Raw genomic sequence first — 19,009 nt, forward strand, 5'->3', positions numbered from 1 at the left:
CCTAGTTCTCTTTGCATTGGCTATTCAATGTAAGAGAGGGTTAACTTATTCGATTGTACAAACTTGCTCTATATCTAAGGTATAAAGCACAAATCTCAACGCATCTTTACGTACTGACCCGGCGTATAACCGTTGGCTTTCTTAAAGTGACGATGGAAGTGGCTTTGGTCATGGAAACCACATTCTTGAGCCGTATCGGAAATCGAATGCCCCTGTTTGAGGAGCGTACGAGCCAACCTTAATCGAGACTGGATCTGATAAGCATGCGGAGGAAGACCAAATTCTTTTTGAAATGAGCGCACCAAATGAAATGGACTCAAAGCAGCTAGCTTAGACAGCTCATCGAGTGACACATCCGCTTGTGGAAAGTCATCAAGAAACTCTTTTACCAGTATAAGCTGACGTTGGACTTTGCTATCCAGTTGAGGCGTTAGACTCGACTTCCCGTGTCTGCTGATTAACTTAACCAACATCCCATACATCAAGGTTTCTCTGAGCAGGCGATTATCTGATTCTTCAATCGTATTGAAAACCAACCTCAGTTGATTGGCTAGTTCTGGATCTTCAACAACGGCTCTTGGGAAATAAGGCGCACCATAGTTAGGCAGGTGCAACTCTTGAGTGATCTTGGCGAGTTGCTCAGGAAGTGGGTACATAGCACGATATGCCCAACCACCTTCAGTGGCAGAATGTCCGCTGTGTACCTCATCTGCATTGACCAAAATGATCGCATCTTGGGGGGCTATGTGATGGCCGCCGGTTCGATAAAAACGCTGAGCACCCTGCTCTATTACACCGAACGTATAACCTTCGTGACTATGACGTGAGAAATTCTGCTTTTCGTATTCAGCATTGAGGATCTCAAGACCACCGAGTTCTTCCGTGACCTTATAATCAGCTTTCTCCTTAGAGCCCTTCTTGTTCTCCATAACCATCCTCAAACCTGTGCTAATCACCGAGTGATTCATCAGTCTACTCTATCGGCTCTTTCAGCTTTTGTACAAAATTGCGCATTCACCAATTAAATTAAAGAGCATTTTAACATTTGGTGCATTTTTAATTCACCGCCTCCGGCATAACAATATGAGCATCAGAGATAACATATAGCGTTAGCCGTGCCAGAAGAATTGGTACTAAGATCCCGCTAATCCGTCGTTTGGCAAAATACTGACAAATAGCATTATCGTACATGCTCATAATTACGTATCAGTCATCGTTCGTGAACCTAAGATCAATGAAAATAGCTCTAGCTACCTTGTTTCTGTTAAGCCTAACCGGATGCACTCACAATCAATCGAAAGCACTAAGCATGAACTCATCATCGGTTAATTCATATCCACAATCGATGTCGAACCTACAACTGTGCGACACCTTGTATTACGGTAGACCAAGTAACCAAACACTGGCTGCAATTGGCAGTGAGTTTAATCGAAGAGGATTATCAAAGAGTTGGTGTGATACCGAAACCAACAAGCTTTATCTAACAAAGACGATTGATTGGGTAGCTGAACAAGTCGAAGACAAAGAAGATTCAGAGGAAGAAGCGTCTGCGGTGGTATTGCCTGCGAATTAAATGAGGCAATGACAGCTAAACGTCTGTTCGCACTTAATGACCTCGCTTGCTTAGGTAATTAAGTGCCCTATTCTTACTCAAAAAATCCCAAGTTAACCTGGCTGCGTTCGAAGAAAAACAACCGCTTCTTTTCGCTACACAAATATTACGAGGGTACTCGGGCGCAAGAGGAATAACATTTACGCTGGGATGAGATTCTGGAACGGCAAGCTCTGCAACAATAGAAACACCTAAGCCCGCTCTAATCAAAGCAAGTATCGAGGTCAATTGAACAATGGTGTGTTTTTCTTTAACGCGAGATTTTGATAGCTTAAACCATTCTCTAATGAGCGCCTCGCTGCCCCCTTTACTCAGTATAAAATCTCGATCTTCGATATCCACAGCCGACAAAACTGACAACTGGGATAAAGGGTCATCTTCATGAACTAAAGCCACCATACGGTCAGTAAAAACTGGGATGATATCTAGATCTAAATACTCTTTATCAACCGCGATTGCAAAATCTACGCGCCCCTCTCGCAATGCTAATAATGCTCCTTCGTCAGTAAACTCGCTTATTTCAATTTTAACTTGAGGTAAGTGTTGGCTGATCGCATGAATTAGGCTGGGTAAAATATGTGTGGAAGCGGATGCGCCAAAAGAAGCCACTTTCACCTGTCCAGCGCCATCTTTTTGAATAAGTCGAAGCTGTCTCAATAACACCTCTCCCTGCAATTCCTGCTGTTTAGCGAACTCAGCAATCAACCTCCCTTCCGCTGTTAACAATAAGGGACGACTGTCTCTTCGAACTAAAGCGAAACCTAACACATCTTCAGCACGTCGAAGAGCTTTGCTCGCAGCGGGTTGGCTGACTCCTAATACCAGAGCGGCATCAGTGATACTTCCGAGCGCTAGTAACTGCAGAAGTAATTTGGGGACTAATGATGGGATGCTTTCCAAGTCTTCAACCATTTATATAACCTCAGGTTATTTTGATATCTATCTCTATGCTAGCAGACTACTTTTTCCGAAAAATAGATACTAGTCACCCGGAGAAAACAAATGACTGTAGAAACATGGCTAACCTTCTGCCTCGCTTCACTTATCTTAACCATGACGCCAGGTCCCAGCATTTTGTTGGGCGTCATTCATTCAATGAAATATGGCGTTAATAAAGCTATTTTTACGGCACTAGGCGATATCTCAGCAAACTTCATACAGATGATCATTGTTGCAGTTGGACTTGGCATCATAATGTCAACGTCTGAACTAGCGTTCGCCGTTATCAAGTGGCTTGGGGTCACAACATTGCTGTATATGGGTATCAAGATGTTGCGTGATAAACCTGAGTGTGATGCACAAATAACCACCAATTCACCCACCGCGATTTCAGGCCACAGACTCTATTTAAGTGGTTTCTTCGTTGCAGCGGGTAACCCCAAAGCGATTGTCTTTTTCACTGCATTCTTCCCCCAGTTCATAGACCCAACTAAGCCCCTGTTATCACAAATGTTGGTGATGTGCCCCACAATGGCAGTGTTGGATTTTACCTGGGTGATGATTTACGCCATCTCTGCCAAGAAGCTTCTTGGGTTTATGCAAGATCACCCAACGTACCTGAATAAAATCGGAGGCTCAGCGCTTTTAACTGCAGCCATCGTACTCGCAGTAACAAGTCACAGATCCAACCTATAGTCGAGCCAGTAAAGGAAAAAACAATAAATTGGGTTTCATTCGAGGGGAAAAAGTACGTAACCACATCTCAATTTTGGACATACTTCAGATAGCAAGAGGCCACCCATAAAGAGCGGTATTTTAAGATGATGCTTGCAACATAAGTCAGCATAGCGCGAACTGGCTTTCGAACAATTGCGCAGCAATTGCGCAGCAATTGGCAGTGAGTTTAATCGAAGAGGATTATCAAAGAGTTGGTGTGATACCGAAACCAACAAGCTTTATCTAACAAAGACGATTGATTGGGTAACTGAACAAGTCGAAGACAAAGAAGATTCAGAGGAAGAAGCGTCTGCGGTGGTGCTACCTGCTAATTAAGAGGATTAAAAATTTAACATCGTAGAATGACCAAATTACAACCAGCCACCAAAATTATATATCCAAAACTTACAACACTAAAAAATAAGCATCAACACTCACATAAAGTTCATCATGACAACTCCGTTTTTTCACCACACAGTGTACTTTTGAAATATTTGTTTTACCGTGCACAAAACAAGATAAAACAACGTGAAATAAGCAACCAGACTCTTATTTAAGCTGAATTTTTATAAAATCCTGCTATGTTTATTTAGCTGCCAATATTGCTATTTACTGATGTTTCAATGGCAATAAGTAAAATAAATTCAATAAGATAAAGGATTCACCATGCCTCTTCATAAAAAATCGACTGTTCGTGGTTCACTCTTAGATGATGTTTATTCTTCCAAAGATCTTTCCGTTGTTATGCCCAAGTATCGAATCCCAGAGCGAGAGCATGCACCCGCTCATGCTTACCAAGTCGTGCATGATGAACTAATGCTAGATGGCAATTCGCGTCAGAACCTTGCGACCTTCTGTCAAACATGGGTCGAAGACGAAGTCCATAAATTGATGGATGAATGCATCGACAAAAACATGATCGATAAAGATGAATACCCACAAACGGCAGAAATCGAATCTCGATGTGTACATATGCTCGCCGATCTTTGGCATGCACCTAACGCTGAAAATCCAATGGGATGTTCAACAACTGGCTCAAGTGAAGCCGCAATGCTTGGTGGTATGGCGCTAAAATGGGCTTGGCGTGAGAAAATGAAGAAGCAAGGTAAGCCAACTGACCGTCCTAACCTTATTTGTGGTCCAGTTCAGGTTTGTTGGCATAAATTTGCCCGTTACTGGGACATTGAACTTCGCGAAATCCCAATGCAAGGTGATCGTCTGATCATGACCCCAGAGGAAGTAATCAAACGTTGTGACGAGAACACGATTGGCGTCGTCCCGACACTAGGCGTGACCTTTACTTGCCAATACGAGCCAGTACAAGCGGTACACGAAGCGTTAGATAAACTACAAGAAGAGACCGGATTAGATATTCCGATTCACGTTGATGGTGCAAGTGGTGCCTTTCTCGCCCCATTCTGCGACCCAGATTTAGTGTGGGATTTCCGTTTGCCAAGGGTCAAATCCATTAATGCTTCTGGGCATAAATTTGGTCTTTCTCCACTTGGTGTTGGCTGGGTTGTTTGGCGAGATGCGGATGCTCTGCATGAAGACTTGATTTTCAACGTCAACTACCTCGGTGGCAACATGCCTACCTTTGCGCTCAATTTCTCCCGCCCTGGGGGTCAAATCGTTGCGCAATACTATAACTTTTTACGTCTTGGTAAAGAGGGCTACCGTAAGATCCATGATGCTTGTTATGACACGGCTCGTTACCTTGCCAAAGAAGTCGAAAAGATGGGTATATTTCACATCATCTACGATGGTCATGGTGGTATCCCGGCCTTGAGTTGGTCAATTAAAGATGGCGCAACCCCAGGCTTTAACCTCTACGATCTTTCGGATCGCATCCGATCTCGTGGTTGGCAAATTGCCGCTTATGCGATGCCCGCCGAGCGTGAAGATCTGGTAATCATGCGTATTTTAGTTCGTCATGGTTTTAGTCGTGATATGGCTGACCTTTTGATTTCCGACTTACAACACTGCGTTGATTTCTTTGACAAACACCCGGTCGTCAATGGTAGCGACGCTGACGAGTCGAGTAACTTTAATCACAGCTAATTGTCCCATCTTACTTAAAGCAAGGAGCCTTCATGGTTCCTTGCCCTTATATCAACAAGTTAGCAGGTGACATTATGTCCTTTCTATTTAGTTACTTGTCAGAGAATCCGTTTGTATTTCTCTTTCTATCACTCACCATTGGTTATCCACTTGGTCGACTCACTTTTAAAGGTGTGAGCTTAGGCACAACAGCTGGCACCCTAATCGTTGGCGTTGGTATCGCACTGACGTCCTTCTCAGTTTATGGACTAAAAATTGAAGAACCAGGATTGGTCTCCGACATTTTCTTAATGATGTTCATGTACGCCATTGGGATGAAAGTAGGACCGCAATTTTTCTCCGGCCTTGCTAGAGGAGGCATCGACTTCGTCGTCATTGGTTTAATTGTCGTGTTCAGCAATTTTGCGATTGTGGTCATCGGCGCCAAGCTCATGGGCCTTGAGCCCGGCTATGCCGCGGGCATCATTTCTGGCAGTTACACAGTGACGGCAGTAATGGGCGTAGCGCAGTCAGCAATTAGCTCAGGCGCATTTACTCCACCGGAAGGGATGAGCATTGATCAGGTCAGTGCCAATATTGCGGCGGGTTACGCGATAAGCTATGTCCTGTCGACCGTCCTCATCATCTTGTTCATTAAGTACCTCCCTTCTCTCTTTGGAATTGATCCCGTCAAAGCAGGTAAAGAAGCAGAAGCAGAGTTCTCAACTGGCGATGACAACGAGAAGCTCCCAAGTACCTTTGGGTTCTCAGATGTTGGCATTCTACCCATTGATGTTCGCGCTTATAAGGTCACACACCAAGAGTTAGTCGGTCGTTCAGTGCAGGAGCTGTATCGAAACTTCCCTGATGCGGCCGTGCTTAAAGTGGTTCGAGGTGAGCAAGTCATTGATGCTTCTGATAATCCAATGCTTGAGTTAAATGATGTCATTGGCATTCGCGGAGAATATCGCGTCTTGATTACGGAAGGTGAAGCTGATATCGGAAATGAAGTCGATGAACCACGAGCTAGAAATGTCGATATCGAAGTAGCGGACATTCACGTTGGGAAGTCCGAACATGCAGGAAAAACGATAGCGCAGTTACATTCCGAAGTCGGTTTTGGTGTTTACTTTAAAGCAGTCTTCAGACAAGGCCACCAGCAACCTCTATTACCACAAACCCAGATCGAAGTTGGCGATGTGGTTCGAATTGCCGGCTCTCAGTGGTGTGTAGAACAAACAGCCACTAAGTTGAACAGTGTACCCATCGTCGAGAGTACCGTCACAGAAACCTTCTATCTCGCCGTTTCTTTATTAATTGGTTATGTCTTCGGCCATTTAAGTGTCACAGTCGCAGGTATTCCATTTGCATTGGGAACCTCGGCAGGCTGTATGCTCACCGGGATCATTTTTTCCTTCTTACGCACGCGAAATCCAAGTTTTGGCGGCCCTATGAGCGAGGGAGCAAGAAGCTTTCTACAAGACATCGGCCTAAATCTGTTTGTTGCTGTATTGGCAGCGACGGTAGGCCCCAAAATATTGGCCTCTTTTCAAGGCATCGTTGTCATCAAGATAGCTTTGCTCGGGGTGACAGCTGCTTTAGTACCCCCCTTATTAGCTTGGTTGTACGGCTTATATTTCCGAAAAATGAATCCTGCAATTTTAGCTGGCGCTTGTGCCGGAGGCAGGAACAGTACGCCTGCAATGAAAGGCGCACAAGATGCCAGTCACAGTGACATGCCAGCGATCGGCTATCCTGTGCCCTACGCTTTAACATCGGTATTGGTTCTTATTCTGGGTTACATCGCAATGGTCATCAGTTAGTTAAATCGAGTTTTGATTCATGGTCTATGATTTAAACGTAACCATAGATGTGTGACGACATGCACCTAACACAATAATGAGTAAGGAGAAGTTATGGGGTTTATATCTTGGATTATTCTTGGGTTGATTGCAGGGGCGCTAGCTAAGTGGCTAATGCCGGGCAACGATGGTGGTGGATGGATCGCCACCATGGTTCTAGGTATTGCTGGTGCCTTTGTTGGTGGTTTTTTAGGGAGCTTCATCGGCCTCGGCAGTGCTGACGGCATTAACATCGGTAGTATTATAACCGCAACGCTTGGCGCATTCGTGTTGCTGTTTGTTTATAACCGTTTCCTCAAAAACTGATATTTTCGCACCTCTAGTCATAAACAAGATAAAATTAAGCTTCAGATAGCAAAAAACCGCTCATTAAGAGCGGCTTTTTATATGGGTGGAAGCCCCAGCCACATCCCGGCACACACGTCGCCTGCTGCGGCTGCTCCCTTCCAGGCCTGACCGAGTTCACAAGTTAGTGTTGCGGGAGGACCAGAGCCTCCATAGATTCTTTTTCTAAGAGGCTTGCCTCAAAGAGTGATTGGATTATTAAGCATCGCAGCAACCATTGCAAGCACAAAGCGACTCTTTTTAAACAAATGTGGTTTAAGTGATTACCCTTTACCCAACACGCCGTAAAACTGTCGGATAAAGCATCACCTTTGTCTTTGTTTCATAACGCATTCATTCAAGTCACATGTGCTCGCTTGTATCACTACGAGCAGAATATCATTCACTTCAGCTAGAGGTCGGCGTCTTCGTTCTCTTCCGTGCGGATGATGTAGTCTGTCATCCATGCGGTGCCCAACAAACATAACCACACCACAAAGACAGGGCTTGGTACCTCTATGCTGGGTGTAATCACTAGTGCGGCAAAGCCAACTGTCGGCAATGTCCAACACAGTAACTTATTCCAACGGAAGGTTTTCAAGCGAGTGAGTGTTTCCATCGATGCCATTATGCCTGTAACACACAAGGCGACCAAAGCCGCGTAAGGTAAATCGGCCATCCATAATGGAAGAATCAAGCCTAATGACCACCAGCTGTGTCGACTGGCTGGTTTAAGGTGATTCGCCGCCCACCAAATCATGATGATCGACAATGTTTGCAGAGTGGTAATCCAAGGTGCGCCATCAAGCTTACCAGCGGATTGGGTCACCATAATCCCGACTTGTAGGGTCGCGACAATTAACCCCGAAATAATAACAACCGACAAGCTACTGCGTTTTGAAAAAACCACCATCAATAATGGGAATAGCACCCACGCACTCACAGAGAGCGTGATGGGTTGTAGTGGAAGCGTTAAGCCGTAAGTCGTCATGGAAACAAGCAGAACTAATCCTGCAATGCCGCCCTGCGGTAATATCCATAATGCAGGGATGACCATTGCAAGCACTGGGATATCTCCCTCACTTAAACTGATTGCTCTCGCACAAACAACGGCTAATAATGTGGTTATCAAGAACTGAAACGTTGAAAATACCATAGCCCTCTCCTTCTACCGATCCGTGGTATTAATGAACTAGGAATTTTTAGTATGGACCAATTTTTGCCCCAAATCTTTGCAGTGATTCACCAAATTCCATATGGAAAAGTAACAACTTATGGAGACATAGCACGTTTTTCAGGTTTTCCGGGGTATGCACGACATGTAGGTAGAGCATTAGGTAATTTACCAGAAGGTAGCAAACTGCCTTGGTATCGGGTGATCAACAGTAAGGGTGAGATATCTTTGAAAGGTGATTCGTTTGATCGCCAAAAGAAGCATCTGGTCGAAGAAGGGATTGAAGTGAGCGACGCAGGAAAGGTTAAACTCAGAATATACAAATGGCAGCCCTAGAGCTGCCACTAATCACCTAGTTAGCTAGAAGACGAATTAGCCAATCAACTAGCCAAGATGCCTTAATATTGGCATCCATTTCTAATTAACGAACACCAACCAAGCGTAGGTCTGCTTGTTGCGTGTTTTCTACGTCGGTAATCACGGACTTAATTGTGTCTGTTGTGAAACGCAGTTTGCCGTCAACATGAATCGTTGCGCGCATGTTGTAACGGTGGTTCGGTTGAATCTTGTTGTTGTCGTAGCTCAGCTCGAATGCGAACGGTACTTGCTTACCGTCAGTAGTGAATTCTTGAGTCGCGATAACGGTCGATGGTGCGTCAGCCAGTGAAATATCTTCTAGCGTTACGGTAACCACTGCATTCTCTGGCAATGCAATTCTTTCGCGATAGCTTACTGTTCCTGAAATCACTTGAGCGTTCTCTGCAACCACTTCCTGAGAAGTGTTCGTTTCTGATGTTGCTTGGCAACCAACAAGTAGGCCAAACGATACTAAAGACGTAATAAGAATTAGAGCCTTTTTCATATTCAATTTCTCTCAACATGTTTGCCGGACTCGGCAAATCTACCCACCAATTATAAGAGAGCTTTCATATTCTGTCTTGAAACCCTATGATTTATTGACAGATATCTGACTAAGCTAAATGATTAGCACCATAATCTGACACCTATTTTACGAAGAGGAATGCTGGCGATGAGTCAACCTTTACAAGAATTACTAAGTTTACTTCAGCTAGAGAAACTGGAAGAAGGTTTATTCCGTGGGCAAAGTGAGAACCTCGGCCTGCCACAGGTATACGGCGGTCAGGTATTGGGACAAGCGCTTTCCGCTGCCCGTTATACTGTTCAAGACGATCGTAGTGTTCACTCGTTCCACAGTTATTTTCTATTTCCCGGTGATCCTGAAAAGCCAATCATTTACGATGTTGAGAACCTAAGAGATGGACGCAGCTTCAGCACTCGCCGTGTTAAAGCGATTCAAAATGGTCGCCCTATTTTCTATCTCACGGCTTCTTACCATGGTGATGCTCCAGGTTTTGAACATCAGAATGAAATGCCAAATATCCCTGGACCAGAGAATTTTGCCTCTGAAACTGAGTTAGCGAGTCATATTGCTGAGTTCTTACCTGAGAAACTGCGTAAGACTTTCTGTGGCGAAAAGCCAATTGAAATGCGCCCAGTAACAGTGGTTAACCCACTGAAACCTAAAAAGACAGAAGCAAAGCAGTATCTTTGGGTGAGAGCGAATGGTGCGTTGCCAGATAACCAGCTCATTCACCAATACCTGCTTGCTTACGCGTCGGATTGGGGATTCTTGGTGACAGCACTTCACCCACATGAAGTGTCAATCATGACGCCAAACTTCCAAGTGGCGACGATTGACCACTCAATCTGGTTCCACCGCCCATTCAAGATGGATGAATGGTTGCTTTATGCGATTGAAAGCCCAACCGCAGCGAACACTCGTGGCCTAGTGCGCGGTGAGATCTTCAATCAAAAAGGTGAGCTAGTGGCGACAGCCGTTCAAGAAGGTGTGATGCGCTTTACTAAGTAAACCTGTCAACACACACTAAATAATAAGGGGCTAGGTATCACACCTAGCCCCTTTTGTTTTCATTGCGTCAACGAAAGCCGTTGATCAAAAATCAGTAAACTCTATTCAGCTTCAAGCGTCGGTTCGAATTCACTTTGTACCCGTGTTTTGAGGCCGTCGCTCGCGTCTCGCAGCAGATTAAATGGCGATAACACCACGCCTTTCACTGCGCCCTCTGCCGCTCCCTGAGCTAACTCTTTACTCTTATCGGCTAGCAAATTAGCCTGTGCCAAAATACCCGGTACTTCCGCTCTAAGCATCTCGGATTCAGTAACAATGACGGGGATAGTCTGCTCTCGGTATGACTTACTTTCAGCGAGCATCGGTGGCATCACATCCACACGGTATCGTTTTAATTCAGTCAATGTTGGCGGGATCACATCGGTTCTTACCTGCTCGACTTCCGTTCGAACATTTTTCACTTCATCCAAAATAGCGGGAATTTTGCCATCCACTGATGAAACGGTTTGATTAACTTGGTCGATGGTCTTTCTGACTTCATCCACAGTGTTTAACACCTGAGGAGCAAGTTCACTAACATGCTCAGCAAACGCTAACATCTCTTCTACTTTTAGCCCTTTGGTAAGAGTTGATAAATCTTCGATGACCTGCGGATAGGTATCGACGATCTCACCGACTTTATTGGTAAACGAATAGATGGTGTAGCCTAAATAAAAAATAGCGACGGCTAACACCAATTGGATCGCGGTAGAGATTTTTGCAAACATGAATAATCCTTTTCTTTATCGCAGAGGCGATATCTAAACTGAGACAAGATGTAACGTGAGGCTAGGTTTCACTTACAGCGGCAGTGCTGTCGTGTACTTCAATGGTTCCATAGCAAACGTCGAGGTCACATTCGAGATACCATCAATACTGTTCACCAAGCGCTTGTAGAAGTCATCAAAGCACTTCATGTCTTTAACCTGAACCTTCATCATATAATCATACTCGCCAGCCATTCGATAGAACTCCATCACTTCTGGAAAGTCCGACACAGTATTCACAAAGCGCCCATACCACTCATGAGAATGGTTGCTTGTTTTCACCAATACGAACGCGGTAAAAGCAAGATCAAGCTTCTCAGGGTTAAGCAACGCCACTCTTTTTTCAATGATGCCGTTCTCTTCAAGACGCTTCAGCCTTTTCCAACAGGGCGTGGTGGTTAGGTTGACCGCCTCTGAAATGTCATTCAATGACAGCGTGCTGTCTTCTTGCAGCAAACTTAATATCTTTTTATCTACAGCATCTATCACACTTTCACCAAATCGCATTTAAATAGAATAATTTTCTACATTTTAGTCAAAACAAAGCAAATATGGCAAAGTTTTTCTCTCGAATTATCGCTAAATTATAACCATACCAATTACAAAAAATTCCTACACAAGATCAGGAGAACGCTTATGTGCACTGACCATCAATGGATTAATAACGCGATTCGTAAAATTGAAGCCGACTACCAACGCTCAGCGGATACGCACCTTATCAAGTTAGACCTTCCAAGCATCGAAGGCATTGATATCTACCTTAAAGATGAAAGCACACACCCAACAGGCTCTTTGAAGCATCGTTTGGCGCGTTCTCTGTTCTTATACGCGATTTGTAACGGTTGGGTTGGCCCAGAAACAACGATCATTGAATCTTCATCAGGCAGCACTGCTGTGTCTGAGGCGTACTTTGCTCGCCTACTTGGTCTTCCGTTTATTGCGGTAATGCCTAAGTGCACAGCGAAGAAAAAAATTGAGCAGATTGAATTCTACGGCGGCCAAGCGCACCTTGTTGATCGCTCAGATGAAATTTACGATGAGTCTCGCCGTTTAGCGACGGAACTGAATGGCCATTACATGGACCAATTTACTTACGCTGAGCGTGCAACTGACTGGCGCGGTAACAACAACATCGCGAACTCAATTTTCAATCAAATGCAGATGGAAGATCACCCAGTTCCAACTTGGGTAGTAATGAGCCCAGGTACTGGCGGCACTTCAGCAACTATCGGCCGTTTCATTCGTTACCAACAGCATGAAACCAAGTTATGTGTTGTCGACCCTGAAAACTCGGTATTCCACGAATACTTCCAAACTGGCAATGCGAATGTTAAAGGCAATACATTCAGCAAAATTGAAGGTATTGGTCGTCCACGTGCAGAACCAAGCTTCATTCCTGGTGTGGTTGACGAAATGCGTAAAATTCCAGATGCAGCAAGTATCGCAACGACACATTGGTTGTCTGACATTCTTGGTCGCAAGGTCGGCGCATCAACCGGTACTAACATGTACGGTGTGCTTCAGCTAGCCAGTGAAATGAAAGCGCGTGGCGAAACAGGTTCTATTGTGACTTTACTTTGTGATAGTGGCGAGCGTTACCTAGACACTTACTTTAATGATGAGTGGGTGAACAACAACATTGGTGACCTACAGCCTTACGCGGCTAAGTTAGAAGCTTTCTCGCAAACCGGTGGGCTAGTGTAAGCCCGAGAATAAGCACCCGTTCCAAATTAAAAAAGAGCCCTTGATGGGCTCTTTTTATGTGTCATTCGTAACCAATGAAACAAGGTTATTCTGGTTTTTGCTTCGCTTCAAATGCAGCCAGTTGTTCTGGTGTTGCTTTTGGTTGGTGGTTTTGTTTCCACTCATCGTAAGTCATGCCATAGACACGCTCACGAGCATCGTCGATATCAAGGTCTAGGCCTTGTTGCTCAGCTTCTGCTTTGTACCATTTGCTGAAGCAGTTACGGCAGAAGCCAGCCAAGATCATCAGGTCGATGTTTTGTACATCTTTGTTGTTGTCTAGGTGTGCTAACAGGCGACGAAAGGTTGCTGCATCCAGCTTGTCTTGTTCTTCTTGAGAAAGATCTTTGTATTTAAATTCAGCCACTTTGGTGTCCCTTAATAGTTTTCATTTTTTAATGTGTTGAGCAGATATTGTTATACAAAAAAAGCCCGCTGTTCGCTAGGAGCAAACGCAGGCTTTTCAAAACATTCACAGATAAACCGTCACCAAGCCTATTACATTGAATGTAATGGGCGTTTTTCATTACTAAACCGATAAACCGGAATCCCCATGAAACGATTGCAAGCCGTAGTTTTTTTATTCGCATCTATTATCTTTAGTTCAATAGCTTATGCGTCTCCTACCGAAGGAGATCAATACTCTATTTTGGATAACCCCTATTCAACAGACCATCAAATAGACAAGTTCTTCTCATTAACCTGCACACCTTGTTGGCAGATGACCGAACTACTGAAAGATAAAGAGCAATCAGGTGAACTTGTATTACATCGTACACACGTGATTTTCAACGAATCAACACTTCAAGCCGCAAGCCTTTATTACACAGTATTGGTTCAACAGCCCAACCTATCTCACGAACTGCTTAATGAACTGTTTTCTCTTGTGCAGACAAACAGTCCACTGCAACAAGCCGATATCGATGTCTTCTTTAAGAAACACAACCTTGTGACACAAGAGAACATGACAAAAAGCCAACAGCAGCAATGGGCAACTTATGTAAAGGATGCTGCGGATAAAACAGAGCAAACTGCAATTGTCAGCATTCCGAGTTTCATTATCAATGGTCGCTATATGGTGAACCTAAGAGGCCACAGCTCGATGGATGAACTGCTCAAAACTTTAAAATATCTTAGCGATTTATAACGCCTGCTGAGTTATTCCCTCAGATCATTTTCACGTATTAAATAAAAAGCCCGGCAACTAAACAGAGTTGTCGGGCTTTAAAAGAATCGCTATTGAAACCGATTAACCGTGACTGGTTCTTCCCACGTTATCATGGCTTAGTTCTTTATTTAGAACCGCTTCCACGTGACCCGGAGAACGCGTTGAGCCAGAAATTAGTCGGTACATCGCAGGGATAACGAACAGAGTAACCAAAGTCGCAAAGCCCATACCGAAGAAGATAACCGTACCCACCGCCACTCGGCTTTCATAACCCGCGCCCGTTGAAGTAATCAATGGAATGGCACCTGCTAGCGTGGTAAATGCCGTCATCATGATTGGACGTAAACGTCTAGCCGAAGCATCAATGATCGCCTTTTCAAACTCAATACCACGGTCACGAAGTTGGTTAGCAAATTCTACGATCAAGATGCCGTTTTTGGTCACCATACCGATCAACATGATCATACCAATCTGGCTGTATACGTTGAGTCCTTGACTCATCAACACCAAGCCTAAGAAGCCACCAAAGATACCCATAGGTACGGTGAACATCACCACTAGCGGGTTAATGAAGCTCTCAAATTGCGCCGCGAGTACCAAGTACGCGACCAACATCGCTAGCGCAAACACCACGAGGATACTCGATTGGTTCTCTTTGAAGTCTTTAGACTCGCCAGAGTAGCTCACAGAGATGTCACCCGGTAGCTGTTCGATAGCTTGTTCATCAAGGAAATCGAGAGCATCGCCCAGCGTGTAACCTTCCATTAGGTTCGCTTTGATGGTTACTGACTTCTGCTTGTTGTAGTGCGACAAACGAATCGACGATGCCACTTCTTCAATGTGTGTCAGCGTATCAAGCGTGACTAGCTCGCCAGACTGAGTTCGCATGTAGATTTGGCTTAAATCGTTGGCGTTATTAAAGCTGTTTTCATCACCACGTAAGTAAACATCGTACTCTTCACCACGGTCAACGAAGGTGGTTTCACTGCGACCGCCCAGCATGATTTCTAACGTGTCCGAAATATCCGATACGCTCACACCCAGCTCAGCTGCACGCTGCTTGTCTACGGTTACCAATAACTCTGGCGTTTTCTCAGAGTAATCGATGTCCGCACCTTCCATCATTGGAGAGTCTTCAGCCGCTTGCTTTAACAGTTCGCCCCATTTCTGAAGCTCAGAGTAATCAGAGCCTCCCAATACGAATTGAACTGGCTCACTTGAACCGCCTTTGAAGCCCGGCATGAACGGGAATACACGTACATCAGGTATGCCATTTAAAGATTTACGAACTTCGTTCAACGCTTCTTGCGCCGTAACGTCACGTTCGTCCCAATCTTCTAGGATCATGATTACAAAGCCCGTTTGGTCACCCGCATTACCACCAAACGCTGGTGATTGAATACTGAATGACTTCAAGAAGCCTTGACCAAGTAGCGGCATTAGACGTTCTTCAACGATGTCCATGTTGGCAGACATACGGTTATAACTGGTTGCATCAGCACCACGAACAAACGCAAAGATAACACCACGGTCTTCTTGCGGAGTCAGTTGCGACGGCACTTGCTGCATCAAACCATAGCTACCGCCCATACACGCAATAATGATGATTGGAGCAGCCCAACGCCAGTTTAGCGCGCGGCGCAATACCGCTTTGTATCCAGCTTCTAGTTTGCCAAACACACGTTCTACAAATCGGTTGAATCGGTTTGGTTTTACATTGGCTTTTAGAATCTTACTGCCCAGAACTGGCGTTAGCGTTAATGCCACAACAGACGAGAAGATCACCGACATCGCCAACAATACCGAGAACTCAGTAAACAGAAGACCTACCATGCCATCCATAAACGAGATTGGTAGGAACACCATGACCAGAACTAGCGTGGTTGCGATTACCGCAAAGCCTACTTCACGTGTGCCTTTATAAGCGGCAAGCAGTGGTGATTCACCACGTTCAATGTGGTGGAAAATATTCTCAACCACCACGATAGCGTCATCTACTACCAAACCGATAGACAGAATCAGTGCCATCAAGGTAATCAGGTTGATAGAGAAGCCGAAGTAGTACGCCGCAATAAACGATGAAATCAAAGAGACAGGAACAGTCACCGCTGGGATCAGGGTTGCACGTGCTTGGCCGATAAAGACGTAAAGCACGAGGATAACCAATCCACCCGTGATAAAGAGTGTGCTGTATACCTCTGAGATAGAACGGTCGATAAAGACCGTTGAATCATAGTCCACCGCTAGACGAGTACCGTCAGGCAAGAACTTTTGAATCGCTTCTACTTCTTTATGGACTAGGTCAGCAACCTCAAGTGGGTTGGCATCTGACTGAGGCACAATGCCCATACTTACGTTAACAACACCGTCGCTTTTAAAGGTCGAGTTTTCGTTTTCAGCGCCGATGTAAACATCTGCTACGTCTTTTAAATAGATAGGTGTGTTGTCAGAAGCACGCTTAACAACAAGGTACTCAAAATCTTCAGCTTGGGTATATGAACGAGCCGTACGAACCGACATCACAATCGCATCGTTACGAACTTCACCGCCTGGGCTTTCAATATTTTCGTTGTTCAGCGCCTGCGTAATATCAGAAGCAGTCACACCACGTCCGGCCATCTGAGCAGGTTTCAGCTTCACGTACATTACTTTGTACAAGCCACCCGAGATGTCCACTGAGCTCACACCAGAGATCAAACTAAAGCGGTCAATCAACACACGCTCGGTGTAATCGGTTAACTGCGTTCGATCCATCTCGGTTGAGCTGAGGTTGATGTAAACCGACGCTTCACCACTACCATTGTTCTTATAAACAATTGGGTCATCGGCTTCATCTGGCAACGAACGCTGAGCACGTGCTACCGCATCACGCACATCACTCACACCAGTATTGAGGTCATAACCAAGTTCAAAGGTGATCGTGATTCTTGAAGAACCGTTTCGAGTGGTTGACTCAATTTCGTCTATACCACTAATACCGGAGAGTTGGTCTTCGAGATTGGAGGTTATTTGGCTCTCAATGATGGTAGCAGATGCACCTTCATAGCGAGTACTGATCGACACTACTGGGCTTTCAATGTCAGGCATCTCACGAACAGCAAGCTTGTTAAACGATACAATACCAAACACAACCAAGAGCAAGCTCAATACGATAGCCGCTACTGGTCTCTTTACAGAAACATCAGATAACAACATTAGTTCTCACCTTCTTGAGCTGCTGTATTACCATCAAGATTAGTGACATCGCCGTCAGGTTTAGCTGGGCGATTAACGGCAAGTTCTTGAACCAACACACCATCACGCATGTTCACAATACCTTGCACCACGATCTTCTGACCAATCTCGATACCTTTATCAATCACGACTTCGTTATCGATACGCGCACCTAAGAAAACTTCGGTACGTGTCGCTTTGTTATCTTCACCGATAACATAGACAAAACGCTTAGTGCCTGAATATTCAAGTGCTTGAACAGGAATGATTGGCGCTTCCACTGGCGGGAAATCCATGTCAGCCGCGACTAGCATGCCCGGTTTTAGGTAATCATTATTGTTGTCGAAGTGGATTCGAACTCGTAAGTTCAAGGTTTCAGCGTTGATACGAGAATCAATACCTACCACAGTACCCGTGAACTGAGTCTCACCCCATGCACTGGTGCGAGCCGTCACTGTCATGCCTTTAGACAGTTTCGAAAGGTAACGCTCAGGAATTTGAAGATCTAATTGCATCACAGACAAGTCATCTAAGGTCACGAGTTCAGTGCCTGCTGTCACCATTTTACCGCGGCTAAAATCGATAAAGCCGACCGTGCCAGAAAAAGGCGCACTGATGTGAAGATCTTTAAGGTTGGCATTCGCAGCAGCTAAACGTGCATTGGCAATTTCAACGTTGGTTTTCTGCGCGTCAATTTCAGTTTGCGTAATCGCATTACGTTTCACTAGTCGTTGGAATTCCGCAAGTTTACGTTTCTCATCTTTTAAGTACGCTTGCGCTTCTGCAACCGCGGCCTTGGCTTTGTCGTCATCTAATTGAACCAACATCTGTCCTTTAGTCACATCTTGATTGGCTTTGATGTTGATAGAGTCAACTCTGCCCGCTACTTCAGAAGTAATGATCACAGATTGCTCGGCTTCTAACTTACCAACCAAAGAAAGAGATTGGCTAACTTGGTGAATATCAACCTGCTCTGTAACAACCGTTACAGTGCTAGGCCCCTGACGTTTTGCAAGTACGGCCGGAGACGCCATAAGAATAGACAAGCTAAGCAGGGTTAAAACAGATTTACGCTTCATAATAATGGTCTGCAGTAAGATTTAAGATCTATAAATGAAATTAACCGTATTCTATCAAGTGATGAATGCTGTAACGTCAAGAAGTGTAAATCTAGATTAAATTCCATTTACGTTTCTCGGTGAATGACACAAACCAAACACAATACAGAAAGCCAGTTACCTCAAGGTGTTACCTATTAATACGTAAACCTTAGTCCAGATGTTCACTTCCCGAGCAATATGCGTACTTTTCGCCATCTTTGCCCAAAAAGGCAGCATTCAACACAAAACCATAAGAAAAACTCTTTACAGGTTTAACGTGTTTGCTATGATGCGCTCCGCACTTGAGAGATGCGTTGGGAAAAACATCTCTTTAGCCTATCCATTATGAGTTAGGAAAAACACCCTGGAGGGGTTCCCGAGTGGCCAAAGGGAGCAGACTGTAAATCTGCCGGCACTGCC

The 19,009-nt window shown here is 44.8% G+C and carries 19 protein-coding genes and 1 other RNA gene; 10 read left to right on the forward strand and 10 right to left on the reverse strand.

The features are described 5' to 3' along the window. Positions 1-95: 95 nt before the first annotated feature. Positions 96-929: an AraC family transcriptional regulator gene (locus tag OW495_RS11545; RefSeq protein ID WP_289886631.1), complete on the reverse strand. Its 834-nt coding sequence runs from the start codon at positions 927-929 to the stop codon at positions 96-98. A 305-nt stretch (positions 930-1,234) separates the two neighbouring features. Here OW495_RS11545 and OW495_RS11550 point away from each other — a divergent pair, with 305 nt between their 5' ends. Continuing rightward, complete coding sequence (locus tag OW495_RS11550; protein WP_017110048.1) at positions 1,235-1,573, forward strand: hypothetical protein; 339 nt, start codon at positions 1,235-1,237, stop codon at positions 1,571-1,573. A gap of 33 nt (positions 1,574-1,606) precedes the next feature. Here OW495_RS11550 and OW495_RS11555 read toward each other — a convergent pair whose 3' ends face one another. Beyond that, entirely contained in the window at positions 1,607-2,524 is a 918-nt protein-coding gene (locus OW495_RS11555; protein ID WP_289886632.1) for a LysR family transcriptional regulator, read from the reverse strand. A 90-nt stretch (positions 2,525-2,614) separates the two neighbouring features. Between OW495_RS11555 and OW495_RS11560 the strand changes: the two genes are divergently transcribed. From OW495_RS11560 to OW495_RS11580, 5 genes are all read left to right on the forward strand, one after another. Next, the gene (locus OW495_RS11560) at positions 2,615-3,247 is read left to right on the forward strand and encodes a LysE family translocator (RefSeq protein ID WP_102278273.1); all 633 of its coding nucleotides are present in this window, start codon (positions 2,615-2,617) and stop codon (positions 3,245-3,247) included. A gap of 159 nt (positions 3,248-3,406) precedes the next feature. Further along, positions 3,407-3,604 (forward strand): hypothetical protein, encoded by a 198-nt coding sequence (locus tag OW495_RS11565; protein ID WP_289886651.1) that lies wholly within the window; start codon positions 3,407-3,409, stop codon positions 3,602-3,604. A 330-nt stretch (positions 3,605-3,934) separates the two neighbouring features. Continuing rightward, on the forward strand, positions 3,935-5,329 hold the full coding sequence (locus OW495_RS11570; protein WP_289886633.1) for a glutamate decarboxylase: 1,395 nt from the start codon (positions 3,935-3,937) through the stop codon (positions 5,327-5,329). 74 nt (positions 5,330-5,403) lie between these two features. Further along, complete coding sequence (locus OW495_RS11575) at positions 5,404-7,131, forward strand: transporter (protein ID WP_289886634.1); 1,728 nt, start codon at positions 5,404-5,406, stop codon at positions 7,129-7,131. Positions 7,132-7,224: 93 nt separating this feature from the next. Beyond that, positions 7,225-7,476, forward strand: coding sequence for a GlsB/YeaQ/YmgE family stress response membrane protein (locus tag OW495_RS11580; protein WP_017105442.1), 252 nt, complete (start codon positions 7,225-7,227; stop codon positions 7,474-7,476). An 89-nt stretch (positions 7,477-7,565) separates the two neighbouring features. On the opposite strand, the gene ffs is transcribed toward OW495_RS11580, so the two are convergent. Together ffs and OW495_RS11590 are read right to left on the reverse strand one after the other, a co-directional pair. Further along, an RNA gene (gene ffs, locus OW495_RS11585) (signal recognition particle sRNA small type) lies at positions 7,566-7,662 on the reverse strand. A gap of 244 nt (positions 7,663-7,906) precedes the next feature. Then, on the reverse strand, positions 7,907-8,650 hold the full coding sequence (locus OW495_RS11590; RefSeq protein ID WP_017110050.1) for a hypothetical protein: 744 nt from the start codon (positions 8,648-8,650) through the stop codon (positions 7,907-7,909). 51 nt (positions 8,651-8,701) lie between these two features. Here OW495_RS11590 and OW495_RS11595 point away from each other — a divergent pair, with 51 nt between their 5' ends. Further along, a complete protein-coding gene (locus OW495_RS11595; protein ID WP_017105258.1) occupies positions 8,702-9,004 on the forward strand; it encodes an MGMT family protein in 303 nt (100 codons plus the stop codon). Between the two features lie 85 nt (positions 9,005-9,089). On the opposite strand, the gene OW495_RS11600 is transcribed toward OW495_RS11595, so the two are convergent. After that, entirely contained in the window at positions 9,090-9,530 is a 441-nt protein-coding gene (locus OW495_RS11600) for a YbaY family lipoprotein (protein ID WP_065103959.1), read from the reverse strand. A gap of 168 nt (positions 9,531-9,698) precedes the next feature. Here OW495_RS11600 and tesB point away from each other — a divergent pair, with 168 nt between their 5' ends. Beyond that, the gene (tesB, locus tag OW495_RS11605; RefSeq protein WP_029405291.1) at positions 9,699-10,559 is read left to right on the forward strand and encodes an acyl-CoA thioesterase II; all 861 of its coding nucleotides are present in this window, start codon (positions 9,699-9,701) and stop codon (positions 10,557-10,559) included. A gap of 101 nt (positions 10,560-10,660) precedes the next feature. On the opposite strand, the gene OW495_RS11610 is transcribed toward tesB, so the two are convergent. Together OW495_RS11610 and OW495_RS11615 are read right to left on the reverse strand one after the other, a co-directional pair. Continuing rightward, a complete protein-coding gene (locus OW495_RS11610; RefSeq protein ID WP_076671224.1) occupies positions 10,661-11,326 on the reverse strand; it encodes a hypothetical protein in 666 nt (221 codons plus the stop codon). A gap of 72 nt (positions 11,327-11,398) precedes the next feature. Further along, positions 11,399-11,872: an Lrp/AsnC family transcriptional regulator gene (locus OW495_RS11615; RefSeq protein ID WP_017105254.1), complete on the reverse strand. Its 474-nt coding sequence runs from the start codon at positions 11,870-11,872 to the stop codon at positions 11,399-11,401. A gap of 129 nt (positions 11,873-12,001) precedes the next feature. Between OW495_RS11615 and OW495_RS11620 the strand changes: the two genes are divergently transcribed. Beyond that, positions 12,002-13,069, forward strand: a complete 1,068-nt coding sequence (locus OW495_RS11620) for a PLP-dependent cysteine synthase family protein (protein WP_289886642.1) — start codon at positions 12,002-12,004, stop codon at positions 13,067-13,069. Positions 13,070-13,154: 85 nt separating this feature from the next. Here the strand turns inward: OW495_RS11620 and OW495_RS11625 are convergent, their stop codons facing one another. After that, on the reverse strand, positions 13,155-13,475 hold the full coding sequence (locus OW495_RS11625) for a DUF1244 domain-containing protein (protein WP_004736423.1): 321 nt from the start codon (positions 13,473-13,475) through the stop codon (positions 13,155-13,157). 186 nt (positions 13,476-13,661) lie between these two features. On the opposite strand from OW495_RS11625, the gene OW495_RS11630 reads away from it, so the two are divergent. Then, complete coding sequence (locus OW495_RS11630) at positions 13,662-14,255, forward strand: thioredoxin domain-containing protein (RefSeq protein ID WP_289886645.1); 594 nt, start codon at positions 13,662-13,664, stop codon at positions 14,253-14,255. Between the two features lie 102 nt (positions 14,256-14,357). On the opposite strand, the gene vexH is transcribed toward OW495_RS11630, so the two are convergent. Together vexH and OW495_RS11640 are read right to left on the reverse strand one after the other, a co-directional pair. Further along, positions 14,358-17,471: a vibriobactin export RND transporter permease subunit VexH gene (gene vexH, locus OW495_RS11635; protein WP_017105252.1), complete on the reverse strand. Its 3,114-nt coding sequence runs from the start codon at positions 17,469-17,471 to the stop codon at positions 14,358-14,360. Next, positions 17,471-18,568: an efflux RND transporter periplasmic adaptor subunit gene (locus OW495_RS11640; RefSeq protein WP_289886649.1), complete on the reverse strand. Its 1,098-nt coding sequence runs from the start codon at positions 18,566-18,568 to the stop codon at positions 17,471-17,473. The genes vexH and OW495_RS11640 overlap by 1 nt, the downstream gene beginning before the upstream one ends. Positions 18,569-19,009 lie beyond the last annotated feature (441 nt).

The organism is Vibrio sp. 14N.309.X.WAT.E.F5, from assembly GCF_030397615.1.
Lineage (GTDB): Bacteria > Pseudomonadota > Gammaproteobacteria > Enterobacterales > Vibrionaceae > Vibrio > Vibrio lentus.

Excerpts from the sequence above, each read along its gene's own strand:
- OW495_RS11590 (WP_017110050.1), bottom strand. The coding sequence starts at position 8,650 with ATGGTATTTTCAACGTTTCAGTTCTTGATAACCACATTATTAGCCGTT.
- OW495_RS11595 (WP_017105258.1), top strand. The coding sequence starts at position 8,702 with ATGGACCAATTTTTGCCCCAAATCTTTGCAGTGATTCACCAAATTCCA.
- OW495_RS11640 (WP_289886649.1), bottom strand. The coding sequence starts at position 18,568 with ATGAAGCGTAAATCTGTTTTAACCCTGCTTAGCTTGTCTATTCTTATG.
- OW495_RS11550 (WP_017110048.1), top strand. The coding sequence starts at position 1,235 with ATGAAAATAGCTCTAGCTACCTTGTTTCTGTTAAGCCTAACCGGATGC.
- tesB (WP_029405291.1), top strand. The coding sequence starts at position 9,699 with ATGAGTCAACCTTTACAAGAATTACTAAGTTTACTTCAGCTAGAGAAA.
- OW495_RS11580 (WP_017105442.1), top strand. The coding sequence starts at position 7,225 with ATGGGGTTTATATCTTGGATTATTCTTGGGTTGATTGCAGGGGCGCTA.
- OW495_RS11600 (WP_065103959.1), bottom strand. The coding sequence starts at position 9,530 with ATGAAAAAGGCTCTAATTCTTATTACGTCTTTAGTATCGTTTGGCCTA.
- OW495_RS11620 (WP_289886642.1), top strand. The coding sequence starts at position 12,002 with ATGTGCACTGACCATCAATGGATTAATAACGCGATTCGTAAAATTGAA.
- OW495_RS11560 (WP_102278273.1), top strand. The coding sequence starts at position 2,615 with ATGACTGTAGAAACATGGCTAACCTTCTGCCTCGCTTCACTTATCTTA.
- OW495_RS11575 (WP_289886634.1), top strand. The coding sequence starts at position 5,404 with ATGTCCTTTCTATTTAGTTACTTGTCAGAGAATCCGTTTGTATTTCTC.
- OW495_RS11615 (WP_017105254.1), bottom strand. The coding sequence starts at position 11,872 with ATGCGATTTGGTGAAAGTGTGATAGATGCTGTAGATAAAAAGATATTA.
- OW495_RS11610 (WP_076671224.1), bottom strand. The coding sequence starts at position 11,326 with ATGTTTGCAAAAATCTCTACCGCGATCCAATTGGTGTTAGCCGTCGCT.
- OW495_RS11555 (WP_289886632.1), bottom strand. The coding sequence starts at position 2,524 with ATGGTTGAAGACTTGGAAAGCATCCCATCATTAGTCCCCAAATTACTT.
- vexH (WP_017105252.1), bottom strand. The coding sequence starts at position 17,471 with ATGTTGTTATCTGATGTTTCTGTAAAGAGACCAGTAGCGGCTATCGTA.
- OW495_RS11545 (WP_289886631.1), bottom strand. The coding sequence starts at position 929 with ATGGAGAACAAGAAGGGCTCTAAGGAGAAAGCTGATTATAAGGTCACG.
- OW495_RS11570 (WP_289886633.1), top strand. The coding sequence starts at position 3,935 with ATGCCTCTTCATAAAAAATCGACTGTTCGTGGTTCACTCTTAGATGAT.
- OW495_RS11630 (WP_289886645.1), top strand. The coding sequence starts at position 13,662 with ATGAAACGATTGCAAGCCGTAGTTTTTTTATTCGCATCTATTATCTTT.